This is a genomic window from Pseudomonas sp. ATCC 43928, assembly GCF_005938665.2.
Lineage (GTDB): Bacteria > Pseudomonadota > Gammaproteobacteria > Pseudomonadales > Pseudomonadaceae > Aquipseudomonas.
On the sequence record NZ_CP041753.1, the window covers coordinates 2,119,700 to 2,135,670 of the forward strand.

At 59.8% G+C, this 15,971-nt stretch carries 15 protein-coding genes; 3 read left to right on the plus strand and 12 right to left on the minus strand.

The window, feature by feature from the left end; genetic code table 11:
• Positions 1-62: 62 nt before the first annotated feature.
• Positions 63-371 carry a hypothetical protein gene (locus FFH90_RS09645; RefSeq protein WP_086944670.1) on the minus strand — a complete coding sequence of 103 codons (309 nt, stop codon included), beginning with the start codon at positions 369-371 and terminating at the stop codon, positions 63-65.
• Positions 372-695: 324 nt separating this feature from the next.
• On the opposite strand from FFH90_RS09645, the gene yegS reads away from it, so the two are divergent.
• Positions 696-1,613 carry a lipid kinase YegS gene (yegS, locus tag FFH90_RS09650; RefSeq protein ID WP_026286710.1) on the plus strand — a complete coding sequence of 306 codons (918 nt, stop codon included), beginning with the start codon at positions 696-698 and terminating at the stop codon, positions 1,611-1,613.
• Here the strand turns inward: yegS and FFH90_RS09655 are convergent.
• The 3 genes from FFH90_RS09655 to FFH90_RS09665 form a co-directional block, all read right to left on the minus strand.
• Positions 1,597-2,256 (minus strand): response regulator transcription factor, encoded by a 660-nt coding sequence (locus tag FFH90_RS09655; RefSeq protein ID WP_019582509.1) that lies wholly within the window; start codon positions 2,254-2,256, stop codon positions 1,597-1,599. The two genes, yegS and FFH90_RS09655, sit on opposite strands and share 17 nt — an antisense overlap.
• Positions 2,253-3,146 (minus strand): sensor histidine kinase, encoded by an 894-nt coding sequence (locus tag FFH90_RS09660; RefSeq protein WP_018929997.1) that lies wholly within the window; start codon positions 3,144-3,146, stop codon positions 2,253-2,255. The genes FFH90_RS09655 and FFH90_RS09660 overlap by 4 nt, the downstream gene beginning before the upstream one ends.
• A gap of 492 nt (positions 3,147-3,638) precedes the next feature.
• Positions 3,639-4,109, minus strand: coding sequence for a hypothetical protein (locus FFH90_RS09665; RefSeq protein ID WP_018929996.1), 471 nt, complete (start codon positions 4,107-4,109; stop codon positions 3,639-3,641).
• A 462-nt stretch (positions 4,110-4,571) separates the two neighbouring features.
• Here FFH90_RS09665 and FFH90_RS09670 point away from each other — a divergent pair, with 462 nt between their 5' ends.
• Positions 4,572-5,507 carry a chemotaxis protein CheV gene (locus FFH90_RS09670; RefSeq protein ID WP_018929995.1) on the plus strand — a complete coding sequence of 312 codons (936 nt, stop codon included), beginning with the start codon at positions 4,572-4,574 and terminating at the stop codon, positions 5,505-5,507.
• 140 nt (positions 5,508-5,647) lie between these two features.
• Entirely contained in the window at positions 5,648-6,451 is an 804-nt protein-coding gene (locus FFH90_RS09675) for an MOSC domain-containing protein (RefSeq protein WP_019582506.1), read from the plus strand.
• Positions 6,452-6,521: 70 nt separating this feature from the next.
• On the opposite strand, the gene FFH90_RS09680 is transcribed toward FFH90_RS09675, so the two are convergent.
• The 8 genes from FFH90_RS09680 to FFH90_RS09715 form a co-directional block, all read right to left on the minus strand.
• The gene (locus tag FFH90_RS09680; RefSeq protein ID WP_018929993.1) at positions 6,522-6,806 is read right to left on the minus strand and encodes a pyrimidine/purine nucleoside phosphorylase; all 285 of its coding nucleotides are present in this window, start codon (positions 6,804-6,806) and stop codon (positions 6,522-6,524) included.
• Positions 6,807-6,880: 74 nt separating this feature from the next.
• The gene (locus FFH90_RS09685; RefSeq protein ID WP_086944671.1) at positions 6,881-7,429 is read right to left on the minus strand and encodes an exonuclease domain-containing protein; all 549 of its coding nucleotides are present in this window, start codon (positions 7,427-7,429) and stop codon (positions 6,881-6,883) included.
• A 71-nt stretch (positions 7,430-7,500) separates the two neighbouring features.
• Positions 7,501-9,462: an acetyl/propionyl/methylcrotonyl-CoA carboxylase subunit alpha gene (locus tag FFH90_RS09690; RefSeq protein ID WP_138867050.1), complete on the minus strand. Its 1,962-nt coding sequence runs from the start codon at positions 9,460-9,462 to the stop codon at positions 7,501-7,503.
• Positions 9,463-9,514: 52 nt separating this feature from the next.
• Positions 9,515-10,312, minus strand: coding sequence for an enoyl-CoA hydratase/isomerase family protein (locus tag FFH90_RS09695; protein WP_019650579.1), 798 nt, complete (start codon positions 10,310-10,312; stop codon positions 9,515-9,517).
• A complete protein-coding gene (gene atuD / locus FFH90_RS09700; RefSeq protein ID WP_138867051.1) occupies positions 10,309-11,466 on the minus strand; it encodes a citronellyl-CoA dehydrogenase in 1,158 nt (385 codons plus the stop codon). Before atuD ends, FFH90_RS09695 begins: the two co-directional genes overlap by 4 nt.
• Positions 11,467-11,489: 23 nt before the next feature.
• Positions 11,490-13,106, minus strand: a complete 1,617-nt coding sequence (atuC, locus tag FFH90_RS09705) for a geranyl-CoA carboxylase subunit beta (RefSeq protein WP_018929988.1) — start codon at positions 13,104-13,106, stop codon at positions 11,490-11,492.
• Positions 13,107-13,108: 2 nt separating this feature from the next.
• The gene (locus FFH90_RS09710; RefSeq protein WP_138867052.1) at positions 13,109-14,008 is read right to left on the minus strand and encodes an SDR family oxidoreductase; all 900 of its coding nucleotides are present in this window, start codon (positions 14,006-14,008) and stop codon (positions 13,109-13,111) included.
• Positions 14,009-14,020: 12 nt separating this feature from the next.
• Complete coding sequence (locus FFH90_RS09715) at positions 14,021-15,811, minus strand: acyclic terpene utilization AtuA family protein (RefSeq protein WP_168206157.1); 1,791 nt, start codon at positions 15,809-15,811, stop codon at positions 14,021-14,023.
• Between the last annotated feature and the right edge of the window lie 160 nt (positions 15,812-15,971).

Here is a 15,971-nt window from a genome sequence, read left to right on the forward strand (position 1 = left end):
GGTCCTGGTTCTGCCACGCAAGCCCGGTCGAAAGCGTTGGGGCTTGCGTGCATGACCGTTCCTTAATTTGCCAGAAGTGTCACGACCTGGTCGAAGCGACTATTGGAGATCCAGCTCAAAAGCCCCAGGACCACAGCTGTTCCGCCAGCTGAATAGGCAAGCCTGTGCTTGATGGATTTGACGTCGCCACGGACTTCATCCAGGTCTCTGCGGATGTACTTGAGATGTGTCTCCAGTTCAGTGACGCGAGGTTCCATATCAACTTCTCCGGTGGGCTTTGCGCTGCTTTTGAATTCAGCCTGCTGATTGACGTGATTGTCTGAGAACGGCGCAACCGGAGTTACCGGTAGTCTGAGGTCATGGCTTTGCATGGAATAATTGGCTCCTTGCGTTAAAACCATTCAGGTGGCCGATACGGTTATTACTTACGATTTTTGAGGACCTTAAAGGGGTTCCATTCATTGTTTGCACATCCCTGTGTAATTTACTGGTGATGACTGATAACCGCTGACACAACGGTGTACCAATTGCCCTGATGGGTCAATTGAGCCGATTCCTCAGGTTTTGTAAGAAAAAATACCGCTCTGTAGGACTCAAGTGTCCTTCCCCAGGAAATAATTGAAATCCTTGCGACTTTTATGAGGGGCTGCGAGGTCAACATCTCCCATACGGATTCGGAAAGGGGGGTGATCAAAATGAACGAGCGCAAGGCGCTGTTGATTCTGCATGGCAAGCAGGCACTCAATGAGCAGGTCCGTTCAGCTGTCGAAGGCAAGCGCCAACAAGGCTGGGAACTGGCTGTTCGACTGACCTGGGAGGCTGGTGATGCGCAGCGGCTGGTGGGGGAAGCGTTGACGGCGGGCTATACGCAGCTGATTGCCGGCGGCGGCGATGGCACCTTGCGTGATATCGCCGAAGCCATGGCGGCGCATTCGACTCAGGCCAGCCTGGTGCTTTTGCCCTTGGGCACCGCCAACGATTTTGCACGCGCCGCGGGTGTGCCCCTGGAGCCCGCTCAAGCGCTGGAGCTTTTGGAGGCCGCCCCGCATGCCATTGATCTGGGGGAGGTGGGTGGGCAGGTTTTTCTGAACATGGCCACGGGCGGCTTTGGCAGTCAGGTCACGGCCAATACTTCCGAGGAACTGAAAAAAATTCTTGGCGGCGCGGCTTATCTCTTCACCGGTTTATCGCGCTTCAGTGAGTTGCATGCGGCCTATGGCGAGTTGCAGGGGCCGGATTTTCACTGGGCCGGTGAGTTGTTGGCATTAGGCATCGGCAATGGCCGACAGGCTGGCGGTGGTCATATGTTGTGCCCGCAGGCGCTGGCTGACGATGGTCTGCTGGATATCAGCATTTTGCCCGCGCCCCAGGAAGTGGTCGGTACCTTGAAAGACCTGCTGACCGATGGCTTCGGAATCGACAACATGTTTGTGCGAGCCCGCTTGCCATGGGTCGAGATCAAAGTATCGGAGGGCCTTTATATCAACCTTGATGGTGAGCCTCTGGAGGGCGATAGCCTGCGGTTTTCGGCACGGCCGGCGGCATTGCGGGTGCATTTGCCCGAGGGCTCGCCGCTGCTGAGCGGCTCGAATCCGGCTAATCGTCCAGACTGATGATTTGCTCGCGCACGGCGAACAACACCAGGCCGGCCACATCGTAGATCTGCAAGCGTTTCATGATCTGCGAGCGGTGGGTTTCGACAGTCTTGATGCTCAGGCCCAAGCCATTGGCAATTTCCCGGGTGGATTTTCCGCGAACAATCAATCGCAGGATTTCCAGCTGGCGTGCCGTCAGGTTGTGCGAGTCCTGGGTTGGTGCCTGATTTTTCTGGGTTCGGGTCAGCGCCTGGTTGATGACGGTGTGGGCAATGGCCGGGCTCAGGTAGCGTTCGTTATTGCGCAAGGCATCCAGGGCATGTTCGAGCTCGGTGGCCGTGGTGTCTTTGAGCAGGTAGCCATGAGCCCCGGATTCGAGAGCTTGCATGATGAGCGCCGGGTCGGTGTGCATCGACAGGATGAGCACTTTGCATTGCGGACGTACTCGTTTGAGTCGCTGCAAGGCTTCAAGGCCACCGGTTTTCCTCATGGAGATATCCAGCAGGATGATGTCCGGGGACAGTTGCTCGACCATCTCGAGTAACTGCGAGCCGTCACTGGCCTCCCCAATGACCGCATAGCCGGGAATATCCAGCACCAGAGCGCGCACGCCAGCCCTGATAAGCGAGTGGTCGTCCACCAGAAGTAAGTTACAAGTCAACGCATAACCTTATTCGTACTGGCCCGTTCCAGCGCACGGGGCGCCCAAGGGAAGAGTGCTTCGATTTGAGTGCCTTTGCCCGGCTCGCTGGTCACGGTCAGCGTGCCGCCCAACTGATCGATCCGTTCCGACATTCCGGCCATTCCGCGTTGCCCCTCGCGAGCAGGGTCTGCCGCTGGCTCGAACCCCAGGCCATCGTCACTGATTAACAACGTCAGGCCTTGGGGCAGACGTTGCAGGCGGACCAACAGATTCCTGGCTTCAGCATGGCGCAGCATATTGGTAACCGCTTCTTGAGTGATGCGAAAGGCCGCCACCGCCATTTCTTCCGGTATGCCAGTCAAACGTTGATGGCATTCCAGGCTCCAGTTCACGGACGTATTGGCCAGGGTTCTGAGTAAATGCGCACGCAGACTGGCTTCCAGCCCGAGACTGGTCAACTGTCGTGGGTTCAGGATGGCTGATACATCACGAACTTTGGTCAGGGTTTCGTCCAGCGTATCGCAGAGGACCGAACATTGACCCTGCAGTTCTTCAGGCAATCGACGTTTGAGCCATTCACTCTGAAGTTTTGCGGCGGTCAGCAATTGGCCAATATCATCATGCAGTTCCCGACTGAGCCGGTGACGTTCATTTTCCTGAACTTCCAGCAGACGGTCGGCCAATTCTTGAGGCTGAAACTTTATCGATTTGAGCGAGAGGCGATGCCCCACCCAGACGCAGGTCAGCGCCGCAGTATTGAGCACCAGCAGACTCACCGGCAGAGGCATCGACAAGCTGTAGACCAACAGGCTGCCAAGCGTCGAGCAGGTGCACACGAAAAGCGTGAACCGGCGAGCGCTTTTTCGGGAGGGTGGCCACAGGGCGATTGACTTGAGGCTGGCGTACATAGCGGATGGAGCCAATGGATGTTCGCTGCGGGCAGACCGGTCATAAGGGCTGACGGGTCTCTGTTTGAAAATAGGTTGTATGAGTCGCCTTTAATGATGGCAGTGCAATGCTCGAAATAAAGCCTTCAATGTTATGAGCTTGTTCGCGCCAAGGGGCACTCTGTCATTAATTGACGTCAACGAATGGGCGGCATAATACCACTTAAGATACCGTTGGTCGCGTTCGGCACATAGGTAGGCACCTTCAGGAAATAACGTTTTTGGACGATAGTTCCACAATGGAAAAACTTTTTGATTTTTATCTTCGAAAGATATCGAGTGTGCCAGGCGTTTAATTTCTATTGGCAGGCACTATCTGAAGTCGGGGCGGGGGTATCTATTTGTTTCGAGCTGCCATCGACGGGTATGAAATATTCAATTGCGGTATGCGCACACTCAAGTTACAGGGCGGCATCATTACAATAAAAAATGCGCAACACGGGGTTGGTGAATTTAAGCCTGCCGTTCAGAGAACGAAACGAGCCTGAACTGCTTGGAGTGGCTGGGCGGCTGAAACTGACTTTGTCCCACTTGAAATGCAAACGCTTCGATCAGGGACGTCTGTTCACTGTCATCGAGGCCGAGTTGACCGGTGGTCTGGTCGATGAGTTCGAGTTGCCAGGCCATTAACGTGAAGCAATCCTTGAGCGCATCCAGGGCCTGATCATGCAGGTCCATGTGATTCTGGGCGTGGCTCAGCAATCCATGAATGTGCAGCGAGAATTCCGAAACCGTTGCCAGTGCCAAGGCATCGGCCTTGCTTGCCAGCTTGAGAAGGGTACTGAGCATGCAATCGATGGCGTCCTTGTCATTGCTGATCAACTGCAAATGACTCAGGCACTCCTCGAACTTGGCCAGGAGTGTTTCAGCCTCGACGAGAAACTCCGGAATCCGCTGGGCCCACTCTTTAGGGTTGTTCGCCATGCTTATCTCCACAACGTCATGTCAGATGAGGGAATGTCGTGTGTGTCGACGAGAACCTTACGTGTCCCGGCGCTGCCATGCCTTGGTGAGATCGCGCTCTGGCAGGCTTGGGCACCGACTGGGGAACTCGAGAGGGTGGATGGCCACTGACCTGCGATCGCACACAAAAGCCTGACTCCGTTCATGCAATGAGAATGGCGTCACATTAATGGCTATTGGATATTGCGAATATCAGGTTGGGCCTGATTGTGCCTAGGGGAATCCCTTACACAGGGGAACCTAACGTGCAAACCGAGGTCGCGCCGCAAGGGATGAAGCAGATGAATTCACGGGGTCAGTAAAGCATGATGTTAATGTGACATCAATGCTTGGGCATGGCATTTTGTCCGGGGGTCAAGATTCGGCAAAAACTGCCGATAACTCTCTTTAGTGAATTCATCAGAACAAGCCCAGGAGTCATTAATGGCCGGCATTCTCGACACGGTAGACCAACGCACGCAACTGGTGGGTGAGAATCGCCTGGAAATTCTCATGTTCCGGCTGGCCGGACGGCAATTGTTCGCGATCAACGTCTTCAAGGTCCAGGAAGTGCTGCAGCTGCCGAAGCTGACCCTGATGCCGCAGCGTCACCCCTTTGTTTGTGGCGTGGTCAACCTGCGTGGCCAGACGCTGCCGGTGATCGACCTGTCCCAGGCCATCGGCATGCGTCCGCTGGTGCCAAGCCCCACCAGTACGATTATCGTCACCGAGTACAACCGCTCGGTGCAGGCATTTCTGGTCGGTGGCGTGGACCGCATCGTCAATATGAACTGGGAAGCCATTCTGCCGCCGCCGACCAGCGCCGGTCGCCAGCATTACCTGACCGCCATCAGCAAGGTCGACGATCAACTGGTGGAAATCATCGACGTCGAAAAAGTCCTGGCCGAAATCGTGCCGTACAACGCCAAGGTCTCTCGCGACAAACTCGACGATCCGGTTCTGGAGCGCGCCCGTGGCCGTGAAGTGCTGCTGGTGGATGACTCGAACGTGGCTCTGTCGCAATTGCGCGACACCTTGGGTCAGTTGGGCGTGAAAATGCATATCGCCAGTGATGGCTTGAAGGCGCTGAACATGCTCAAGGCTTGGGCTGATACCGGTGTGAACATGACTGACAAGCTGTTGATGATCTTCACCGATGCGGAAATGCCGGAGATGGACGGCTATCGCCTGACCACCGAGATCCGCAACGACCCCCGTTTGCGCGGCCTTTATGTGGTCCTGCACACCTCGCTGTCGGGTAGCTTCAATGACTCGATGGTCAAGAAGGTCGGCTGCGACAACTTCCTCTCCAAATTCCAGCCCGACAAACTCGTCGACGTGGTGCGTCAGCGCCTGATGCTCGACGAAGTGCCGGCCTGATAACGATCTGGAAAAACGCGGTGGCAGGGTTTGGGGCTGCTGCGCAGCCCAACGGGGGCAAGCCCCCTCGCCACAGGGTCTTTGATTCAGCGATCAAGCTCGTATAGGGTGGCGTTTTTGCCCACCAGGGAGCTGTGGCCATGCATCTGAGCGCGCTTTATCGTTTTCCGTTGAAATCCGGCAAGGGCGAGACCTTGAATCAGGTCAGCCTGGACAAACTGGGGCTGGACGGCGACCGGCGCTGGATGCTGGTCGACGAGGCCAGCGGGCGTTTTCTGACCCAGCGCGCGGAGGCGAAAATGAGTCAGCTGTCGGCGTTGTGGAACGCAAGCGGTGGCTTGACCCTCAGTGCCCAAGGCCATTCACCGATCGATATCGCCTTGCCCGCCAGCGATGCAGAGCTGCGTGGCGTGACCATCTGGCGCGACACCTTGCGCGTGCCCGATGCCGGCATTGCTGCGGCTGCCTGGGTCAGTGAGTTCATCGGCAAGCCGACGCGTCTGGTGCATGTGCCGCTCGATCGTGCGCGGACCACCCAGGCCGGCTACGGCAAGGACGACGATCAGGTGGCTTTTGCCGACGGTTTTCCGTTGTTGCTGATTGGCCAGGCGTCGCTGGAAGACTTGTCGCAACGGGTCGGGCGACCGCTGGAGATGCTGCGCTTTCGGCCCAATCTGGTGATCGAGGGCAGCGAGGCGTTCGCCGAAGATGGCTGGAAGCGCATCCGCATTGGCGATGTCGAGTTCCGCGTGGTCAAGTCCTGCTCACGTTGCATTCTGACCACCATCGACCCGCAGACCGGCGAACGTAGCGACGACCGCGAGCCTCTGGCGACCTTGCAGCAATATCGGGCTCAAGAGGACGGCGCGATGTTCGGGCAGAACCTGGTCAATGACGGTAACGGTCGGCTCGAAGTCGGCATGCCGGTGACGATCCTCGAATAGCAGCCCTGATAAAAAAAATGCCCGTGTCCAAGAACACGGGCATTTTTTTTCGCTGTGAAACCCTAGGGGGTTAGCCGCGGTATTCGCACAGGTAAGCGGTGTCGACGGCCACTTTCAGCTGGAACTTGCTGTTGGCGGGCACGTTGAACTGGCTGCCGGCGGCGAAGGTTTGCCAGTCGCTGCTGTCAGGCAGTTTGACGGTCAGGGCGCCGGACACCACGTGCATGATTTCACGCTGGCTGGTGCCGAATTCGTATTCGCCCGGTGCCATGACGCCGATGGTCGCCGGACCTTCAGCGGTGCCAAAGGCGATCGACTTGACGGTGCCGTCGAAGTACTCGTTGACTTTAAACATGGGCGATTCCTCGAAAAGGGCTAAAAAGGGCCGGCCAGTATGCACAAGGTGTCGATAGGCGTCACCTCCTGCACTCAAGGATTGGCGGGGAAAATCAGCGGTAACAGGCGCGCGGTATTGCGCGCATCCTCCAGCGCCCGATGCTGCTGACCGTTGAACTGCAGGCCCGCCAGTTGCAGGGCGCCATTAAGCCCCAGCGGGCGCTCCAGTCGACAGGCCTTGGCGAAACGTTGCTTGAGATTCATGTGCGGCACCCGGTTCAGGGCGCTGTCGAGTTGCAGCCGCTGCCATTCCTGAAGCAGCTGTTTGCGGTCGTAGTCACCCCAACTGGCCCAGCCTTCCAGATTCGAGAGATGTTGGTCGAGCCAGTGTTCGAACGAAACCCAAACGTCGCTCAGGGGCTGGGCAGCATCGACATTGGCCTGGGTGATGTGGGTCAATTCGCGGCAAAACGGGGTCAACAGGGGCCGACGCAACGGGCGCACGAAGCACTGGAAGTGATCCAGTTCCCGGCCTTTTCGGTCCACGAGGGTGGCGCCGATTTCGATGATTTCCATTTCTGTTACTGGCCAGCCGCCCTCATCGGTGGTGGCTTCCAGATCAATGACCAGCCAGTGAGGCATTGCAGGTTTCCTGGTATCCGCATCCTGATAGGGCTTGAGCGTAGCCAAACCCGGCGGATCCGCCTAGCGGCTTATTCGACCTCCAACAGAATCTGACGATTTTTTACCTGGTCGCCGACCCTGACCTGCAAGCGCTTGAGCACGCCGTCGATACCCGATTTGAGTGGATGCTCCATTTTCATCGCTTCAAGCACCACCAGCAGCTGTCCTTTGCTGACCGGGCTCCCCTCACTGACCAATACGTCGACGATCGCCCCGTCCATCGGCGCCTTGAGCGTGCCGGAGCTGACTCTGGCCTGGCCGCTGACCAGCGCCCGGGTCCGATCGACCAGCTGCAGGCTGCCGGGGCGCGCGAACAACCAGAGTTGCCCGGCTTCGAGGTGGTAGGCATGGCGTTGGCGGATGCCGTCGATTTGCAGGGTGGCCCAGCGTTCGTCGCACTGGATGACCTTCAGTTCGAGGGTCCGGGCGCCGATCTGAACACGGTAGGGTTCGCCAGGTTCAGCGTGCAGTTCGACCGGCCATTCCTGATCCCCCAAGCCGATCCGATAGTGCAGAGGCACGCTGGCATTGTTGCGCCAACCGGCCAGCGGGGTGGGGTGAGCCTGCGCTGATACTTGATAAAAAAGCACCGCGGCGATGGCCAGCTCGTCGGCGCTCGGCGCATGAGGGTGCAGGCAGGGATGGTCGGCGAAGTTCGTGGGGATGAACCCGGTGCTGAACTCGCCACTGATGAACTGGGGGTGTTCCAGCAGATTGGCGAGCAAGCGCTGATTGCTCTGCACGCCCAGCAGCACATTGTCCTGTATCGCCCGGAGCAACTTGCGTCGGGCTTCTTCACGGGTGGCACCGTGGGCGATGAGCTTGCCCAGCAGCGGGTCATAGAACGGGCTGACAGACTGGCCTTCGATCAGGCCATGGTCGATCCGTACGCTGCCCTGGATCGCTGGCTCCCAGGCCACGATTCGACCGGTTTGCGGCAGAAATCCCTGGGCCGGATCTTCGGCGTACAGGCGCACTTCCATGGCATGCCCGTTGAGCTGCACCTGTTCCTGTCGTAGCGGCAGCGGTTGCCCTTCGGCGATGTGTAATTGCCAGGCCACCAGATCGAGGCCGGTGATCAGTTCAGTCACCGGGTGTTCCACTTGCAATCGGGTGTTCATCTCCAGGAAGTAAAACCGGCCGTGAGCATCCAGTAGGAATTCCACGGTACCCGCCCCCACGTAATTCACCGTGCGACCCGCCTTGAGCGCCGCCTCGCCCATGGCCTGGCGCAACTCGGTGGTCATCGCCGGGCAGGGCGCTTCTTCGATGATTTTCTGGTGGCGGCGCTGGATCGAACAGTCGCGCTCGCCGAGGTGGATCAGGTTGCCGTGCTGGTCGCCGAACACCTGAATTTCAACGTGACGCGGATCGATCAAGGCTTGTTCGAGGATCAATTCGTCGCTGCCAAACCCGTGCAGCGCTTCGGAGCGTGCGCTACGGAGCTGTTCCGGCAATTCGGCGGCGCTGTGCACCAGGCGCATGCCGCGACCGCCACCGCCGGCACTGGCCTTGATCATCAGCGGATAGCCGATGCGTTCGGCTTCGCGGCGCAGGGTGGCGTCGTCCTGTTCGCTGCCCTGATAGCCTTTGATGCAGGGCACGCCGGCTTTGATCATGGCCAGTTTCGACAGCCGTTTACTGCCCATCAGCTCGATGGCTTCGGAGCTGGGACCGATGAAGATGATGCCGGCTTGTTGGCAGGCGAGGGCGAAGCCTGAGTTTTCCGAGAGGAAGCCGTAACCGGGATGGATTGCATCGGCACCGGTGCGCCGGGCGGCGTCGATGATGGCCGGGATGTTCAGATAAGACTGCTGCACCGGGGCCGGGCCGATGTTCACGGCTTCGTCGGCCATCTGCACGTGCAGCGCATCGGCGTCGGCGTCGCTGAATACGGCGACGGTGCGGTAGCCCAGCTCTTGCGCGGTGCGTTGGACGCGGCAGGCGATTTCACCGCGGTTGGCGATCAGGATTTTCTTGAGGGCCGGCATGGGATATTCCCTTGGTTTTTGCGGTGAATGTAAGGGCTTGCTCGCGAAGCTCTTAAACGGACCACCCTGGTTTGCGCTTCTGCACAAAAGCCATCGTCCCCTCGATCCCTTCAGCCCCGGTCACTGCTTCGCTGAACCACTCGGCTGCCTGATCCAGCAGATCATCCGAGGGTTGTCCGGCACTCGCCAGCAACAGCTTTTTGGTCGCCGCGTTCGCCCCCGGTGCGCAACACAACACATGGGCCAGCACCTCATCGAGGCGTTCGGCCAAGGCTTGTGGGTCATGTTCGACAAAATGCACCAGCCCCATGCGCCGCGCCTGGGTACCATCGAAGCGTGCGGCGGTCAGGGCCAGTCGGCGGGCCTGGGTCAGGCCGATGCGTTGCACCACGTAAGGCGCGATCTGCGCCGGCAACAGGCCGAGGCTGGTTTCCGGCAGGCCGAATTGCGCCTGATGATCGGCCATCGCGATGTCGCTGACACAAGCCAGGCCGAAGCCACCGCCAAGCACCGCACCTTGCAGCACCGTAATCACCACTTGCGGCGCGTGTTGCACCTCTTGCAGTAGCGCACCGAACGCACGGTTCAAATCGCGGTAGGCGGGCTGGCCTTGAGCGCGGGCGTTGGCCATGTCCTTGATGTCGGCACCGGCACAAAAATGCCCGCCGGCACCGCCGATCACTAGCGCACGAATCTGCCGATCATCGCGAACCGCCGCCAGCACCGCACGCAGTTCGGTGACCATCTGCAAGCTCATGGCATTACGGCTTTCGGGACGATTGAGGGTGATGTGCAGCACGCTGTCATGCAGGCCGAGCAACAGGGTTTGACAGGTGGGGAGGGTGCTCATTTGTTTTTCCCCGGCAGGATGCCCATGAGTTTGCAGATGATCCCCAGCATGATTTCGTCGGCACCGCCGCCAATCGATACCAGCCGCACATCGCGGTAAGCTCTGGCCACCGGGTTGTCCCACATGAAGCCCATGCCGCCCCAGTATTGCAGGCAACTGTCGCTGACTTCCCGGCCCAGTCGCCCGGCCTTGAGTTTGGCCATGGAGGCCAGACGGGTGACGTCCTGGCCTTTGATGTATTGCTCGGTGGCCTGGTAGACCAGCGCCCGCAGGCATTCGATTTCGGTTTGCAGTTCGGCCAGGCGAAAGTGGATGACCTGGTTGTCGATCAGCGCGTTGCCGAAGGTTTTACGCTCCTTGCAGTACTCGATGGTGCTGTCGACGCAGTACTCCAGGCCTTTGATCATGTTCGCCGCGCCGAACAGCCGCTCTTCCTGGAATTGCAGCATCTGCATCATGAACCCCGCGCCTTCGTGGCCGATGCGGTTGCGTTGCGGCACGCGCACGTTATCGAAAAACACCTGGGCGGTTTCCGAGCTGCGCATACCGAGCTTGTCCAGGGGCGAGCTGAGGCTGATCCCGGGGCTGTTCATCGGCACCATGATCAGCGACTTGTTGATGTGCGGTTTGTCGTCCGAGGTGTTGGCCAGCAGGCAAATGAAATCGGCGCTCGGCGAGTTGGTGATCCACATCTTGCTGCCATTGATCACATAATCGTCGCCGTCCTTGCGGGCGGTGGTTTTCAGCCCGGCGACGTCGGAGCCGGCGCCGACTTCGGAAACACCGATGCAGCCGACCTGCTCGCCGGTGATCGCCGGCCGCAGGAATTCTTCGCGCAGTTCATCGGAGCCGAAACGCGCCAGGGCCGGGGTGCACATGTCGGTCTGCACGCCGATGGACATCGGAATGCCGCCGCAATGAATGGTGCCGAACTCTTCGGCCGCCACAATCGAATAGCTGTAGTCGAGGCCCATGCCGCCGAATTTTTCCGGTTTGGAAATCCCCAGCAAACCGAGCTCGCCGGCCTTGCGGAAGATCTCATGGATCGGAAAGCGCCCGGCCTTTTCCCATTCCTCGACGTGGGGATTGATTTCATGATCGACGAATTGGCGGACGGTGCGGCGCAGTGCTTCGTGTTCCTGGGTGAAGATCATTTTTATTGTTCTCCTGATCGCCCTTAGAAGCGGGCGACACCAAAGCTGTTGGGTTGCAGCGCCCGAACCTCGGCCTCATGGCAGATGTCCAGCAAGTATCCAAGCAACGTGCGGGTATCCCGTGGATCGATCAGCCCGTCATCCCACAGGTTGGCGCTGCCATACAGCGCGGTGGACTGGCTGTCGAGTTTCTGCGCGGTGACTTGTTCCAGCATGTCGAGCATTTTCGGGTCGGGCACCAATCCGTCCTTGAGTTGTTTGGCTTCGGTGACGATCCGCAACACTTTGCCGGCCTGGGCGCCGCCCATCACCGCGGTGCGGCTGTTGGGCCAGGCGAAGATGAAGCGCGGGTCGAGACCGCGGCCGCACATCGCGTAATTGCCGGCACCGTAGGAACCGCCGACGACGATTGTCAGTTTAGGCACCCGGGCATTGGCCACCGCTTGAATCATTTTCGCGCCGTGCTTGATCACGCCTTGCTGTTCCGACTCGGTGCCGACCATGAAGCCGGTGGTGTTGTGGAAAAACAGCAGCGGCGTCTGGCTCTGGTCGCAGAGTTGAATGAACTGCGCGGCCTTGCTCGCGCCTTTGGGGGTGATCGGGCCGTTGTTGCCGATGAAACCGCAGGCTCGACCCTGGATCTGCAAATGCCCGCACACCGTCTGCTGATCGAACTCGCTTTTGAATTCGAGGAAGTTCGAAGCGTCGGCAACCCGCGCGATGATTTCACGCACGTCGTAAGGTTTTTTCGGGTCATCCGGGATCAGCCCCAGCAGTTCGTCGATGGGGTAGAGCGGCTCTTCCCACCGACGTTCCGGTAACCACGGCAACTGATCGTTCCACGGCAACAGACTGACAATCTCGCGCACCTGGCGCACGCCATCGGCATCGTTCTCGGCCAGGTATTCGGCGGTGCCGGCGGTTTGCGCATGCATCTCGGCACCGCCCAGTTCTTCGTCGGTGGCGACTTCACCGGTGGCTGCCTTGAGCAGCGGGGGGCCGGCGAGAAACAGCTTGGCCTTGCCACGCACCACCACCACGTAATCCGACAACCCTGGCTGGTAAGCACCGCCCGCCGTGGCCGAGCCGTGGACCACGGTGATCTGTGGCAAGCCCATCGCCGACATACGCGCCTGATTGGCAAAGCTGCGCGCGCCTTCGACGAAAATCTCCGCCGCATAATTGAGGTTGGCGCCACCGCTCTCGGCGAGGGTGATCACCGGCAATTTGTTTTCCATGGCGATCTGTTGCAGACGCAGGGACTTTTTCAGGCCGCTGGGGGAAATGGTGCCGCCCTTGATCGCGCTGTTGTTCGCCACCACCAGCACCCGCACGCCGGATACGTAACCGATCCCGGCGATCAAACCGCCGCCGGCCGCGCTGCCGTCCTTGTCGTCGTGCAGCTTGTAGCCGGCCAGGCTCGCCAGCTCGAGGAATGGCGCGCCGGGATCAAGCAGCAGGTTCAGCCGCTCCCGGGGCAGCAATTGCCCGCGCTTGTCGAACCTCGGTTTGGCTTCTGCGGCTTTATTCAACAGGTTCTGTTCGAGCTGGCGGACCTGCTCAATGCCGGCCAGCATGGCCGCACGATTGCGGGCGAACGGTTCGCTGAACGGGTCTATCTGGGACTGGATGACCGGCATGGTTATTCCTTGTCCTTCGGTTCGTCTGGTTTGGAGGCGTCCGGCCTGAGTACTTCAGGTAAATAGGCGCGGTGAAAGCCGTTGTACGAGTGACTGTTCTGCGCCTTGTGCATTGGCCAGGCCCGCCCGCCGAGGCTGGCGGCACCATCGATGCGCAACGTGCTGCCGCTGACAAACGCCGCTGCCGGGCTGAGCAGGAACACAATCGCCGCGCTGATTTCCGATTCGGTGCCGATGCGCTTGAGCGGCACGTGTTCGCACAGCGTTGGAATTACCGCCCGGAACGCGCCTTCGTAGGTGTCCATGCCGCTGGACGCGACCCAGCCCGGCGCGACGGCGTTGACCCGCACGCCGGCGTAGCCCCATTCGAACGCGGCGGTCTTGGTAAAGTTGTCCATGCCCGAGCGCGCGGCGCCTGAATGGCCCATGCCGGGCATGCCGCCCCACATGTCGGCGAGCATGTTGACGATGGCACCGCCGTGCTTGCTCATGGACTGATTGAAAACCTCCCGGGCCATCAGAAAACCACCCACCAGGTTGGTGCGCAGGATGGTTTCGAAACCTTTCTGATTGATCGACGCCAGCGGCGACGGGTACTGCCCGCCAGCATTGTTGACCAACCCATGAATCGGCCCGTGTTCGCGGATCAGCTCGCTGACCAGTTGCGTGACGGCGTCTTCGTTGCGGATATCGCAGACCTGCCAACTGGCTTTACCGCCGTCTTCGGTGATTTCGGCGCTGACCTTTTTCAATTTGTCGGCATTGCGTCCCACCAGCAGCACTTGCGCGCCGAGGGCCGCGAGCTCATGGGCGGTGCAACGACCGATGCCGCTGCCGCCACCGGTGACGATGATGGTTTGGCCGGCGAACAGGTCGGGTTTGAAAATCGAGTCATAGGCCATGGCGACAGTCCTCTAATTGAACTGATCGGCGATGCGCTGGGGCACCGGAATCTGGATTTCCAACAGTTGTTGGGCGAACGCCTTGCCCTGCGGATCGATCCGCAGGCTGGCCACGCCACCGCCGCCGAGTGCGTTTTCCAGAAGAAAATTAAAGCTCTGAGTGCCGGGTAAATACCAGCGTTCGACGCGTCCGTGAATCGGGTCGAGGACATGGCTCATCCAGTCGACCATCACCTCGGGTGTCAGTGCTTCGGCGATCCACGGCAGGTAGTCGGGGTGGCGGGCCATGACGCCGATGTTGCTGTGGTTACCCTTGTCGCCGGAGCGCGCCACGGCGAGTTTGATCAAGGCCACGCTGGCGTCGGCACGCTCTGTGGTTTTGGGTGGGTCGAACGGCAGCGGCAAGTCAGCTGGGTCGAGCGCATCGAGGGCGGGCAGGGCACACGGATGGCGCTCACCGGCAAGGTCGATCTCCAAGGTGCAGGCGGTTTTGTCGATCAGGAACGAAAACAGCCGGATCAACGGATACACCGTCGGCCGCCCGCCGACGATTCCCGTCAGCCCAGGCGCCATACCGGTGGCAGCCTGAGCGATTTCCCGGGAGAACAGAATCAAGGCCTGCTTGCTCGGATGGCGCACGGCGAGTTTGATCACCACTTCGCGGCTGTCCTGGCGCTGGCCGTGGGGGCCGTAAGTGGCTTCGCTGCCGAGCAGTTCGATGTTCACCTCGCTGTAGGGCGCCCAGCCGCGCTGGCTAAACATTTCCGAGGTCTTGTTGATGATCGCCTGGCTGACCCGTCGGGCCTTGGCCACGGCATCGATCCCGGCGATCAGGCAACTGGCGGTGCAGCGGAAACCGTCCGGGTACGTTGCGCTGACCTTGTACTGAGCGGTCGGCGACAAGCCTTTCGCGCCATGCACCTGAACCGCGTTTTTGCCTTGTTGCACGAGTTTGACCTGGCTGAAATCGCACACTACATCGGGCAGCAAATAGGCCTGTGGGTCGCCGATCTCATAGAGCATCTGCTCGCCAACCGTCAGCGGTGTGACCAGACCGCCGGAGCCGTCGGGTTTGCTGACGATGAACTGGCTGTCGGCACCGACTTCGACGATCGGAAAGCCGATGTGTTCGTAGTCGGGCACGTCATGCCAATCGGTGAAATTGCCGCCGGTGCACTGGGCGCCGCATTCGATCAGATGCCCGGCCAATGCGGCCTGGGCGAGTTTGTCGTAGTCGTGCCACGACCAGCCGAACTCATGCACCAGCGCGGCGCTGACCACGGCGCTGTCGACCACGCGCCCGGTGATCACAATGTCGGCGCCCAAGCGCAGGGCTTCGACGATGCCCGGTGCGCCGAGGTAGGCGTTGGTCGACACGCACATCAGCGGCAGGGGTGCGCCACTGAACATCTCATGGATACCCAGGCTGCTCAGGTGTTTGAACTGCGGTTGCAGGTCGTCACCCGACAGCGCGGCGATTTTCAGCGCCACCCCGGCCTTGTCGCAGGCCGTTTGCAGGGCAACGGCGCAGGCCTGTGGATTAACCCCGCCGGCATTGCTGATCACCCGGATCTGTTGTTTCGCGAGCTGCTCGAGGAGGGGGCTGAGGACTTCGATGAAGTCGCTGGCGTAGCCGGTGGCGGGGTCTTTCATCCGCGCCCCGGCCATGATCGACATTGTTATTTCGGCCAGATAATCGAACACCAGATAGTCCAGTCGCCCGCCCTCCACCAACTGTGCGGCGGCGGTCGAGGTGTCGCCCCAGAATGCACTGGCACAACCGATGCGAATTGTTTTAGGCACAGTCAACTCCATAGCCACCTGCGACAGAAGTGCTTCGAGACTACCAAGCAAGCGCTTGGTTTGTAAACGCCTTGATTATCTTCTTCCCGAGCGCTTGCTTGGTCGCCCCCGCCAGCTTAAATTGCCCGCGCAACCCTGCTGTTTTAACGGGCAGCGGCGC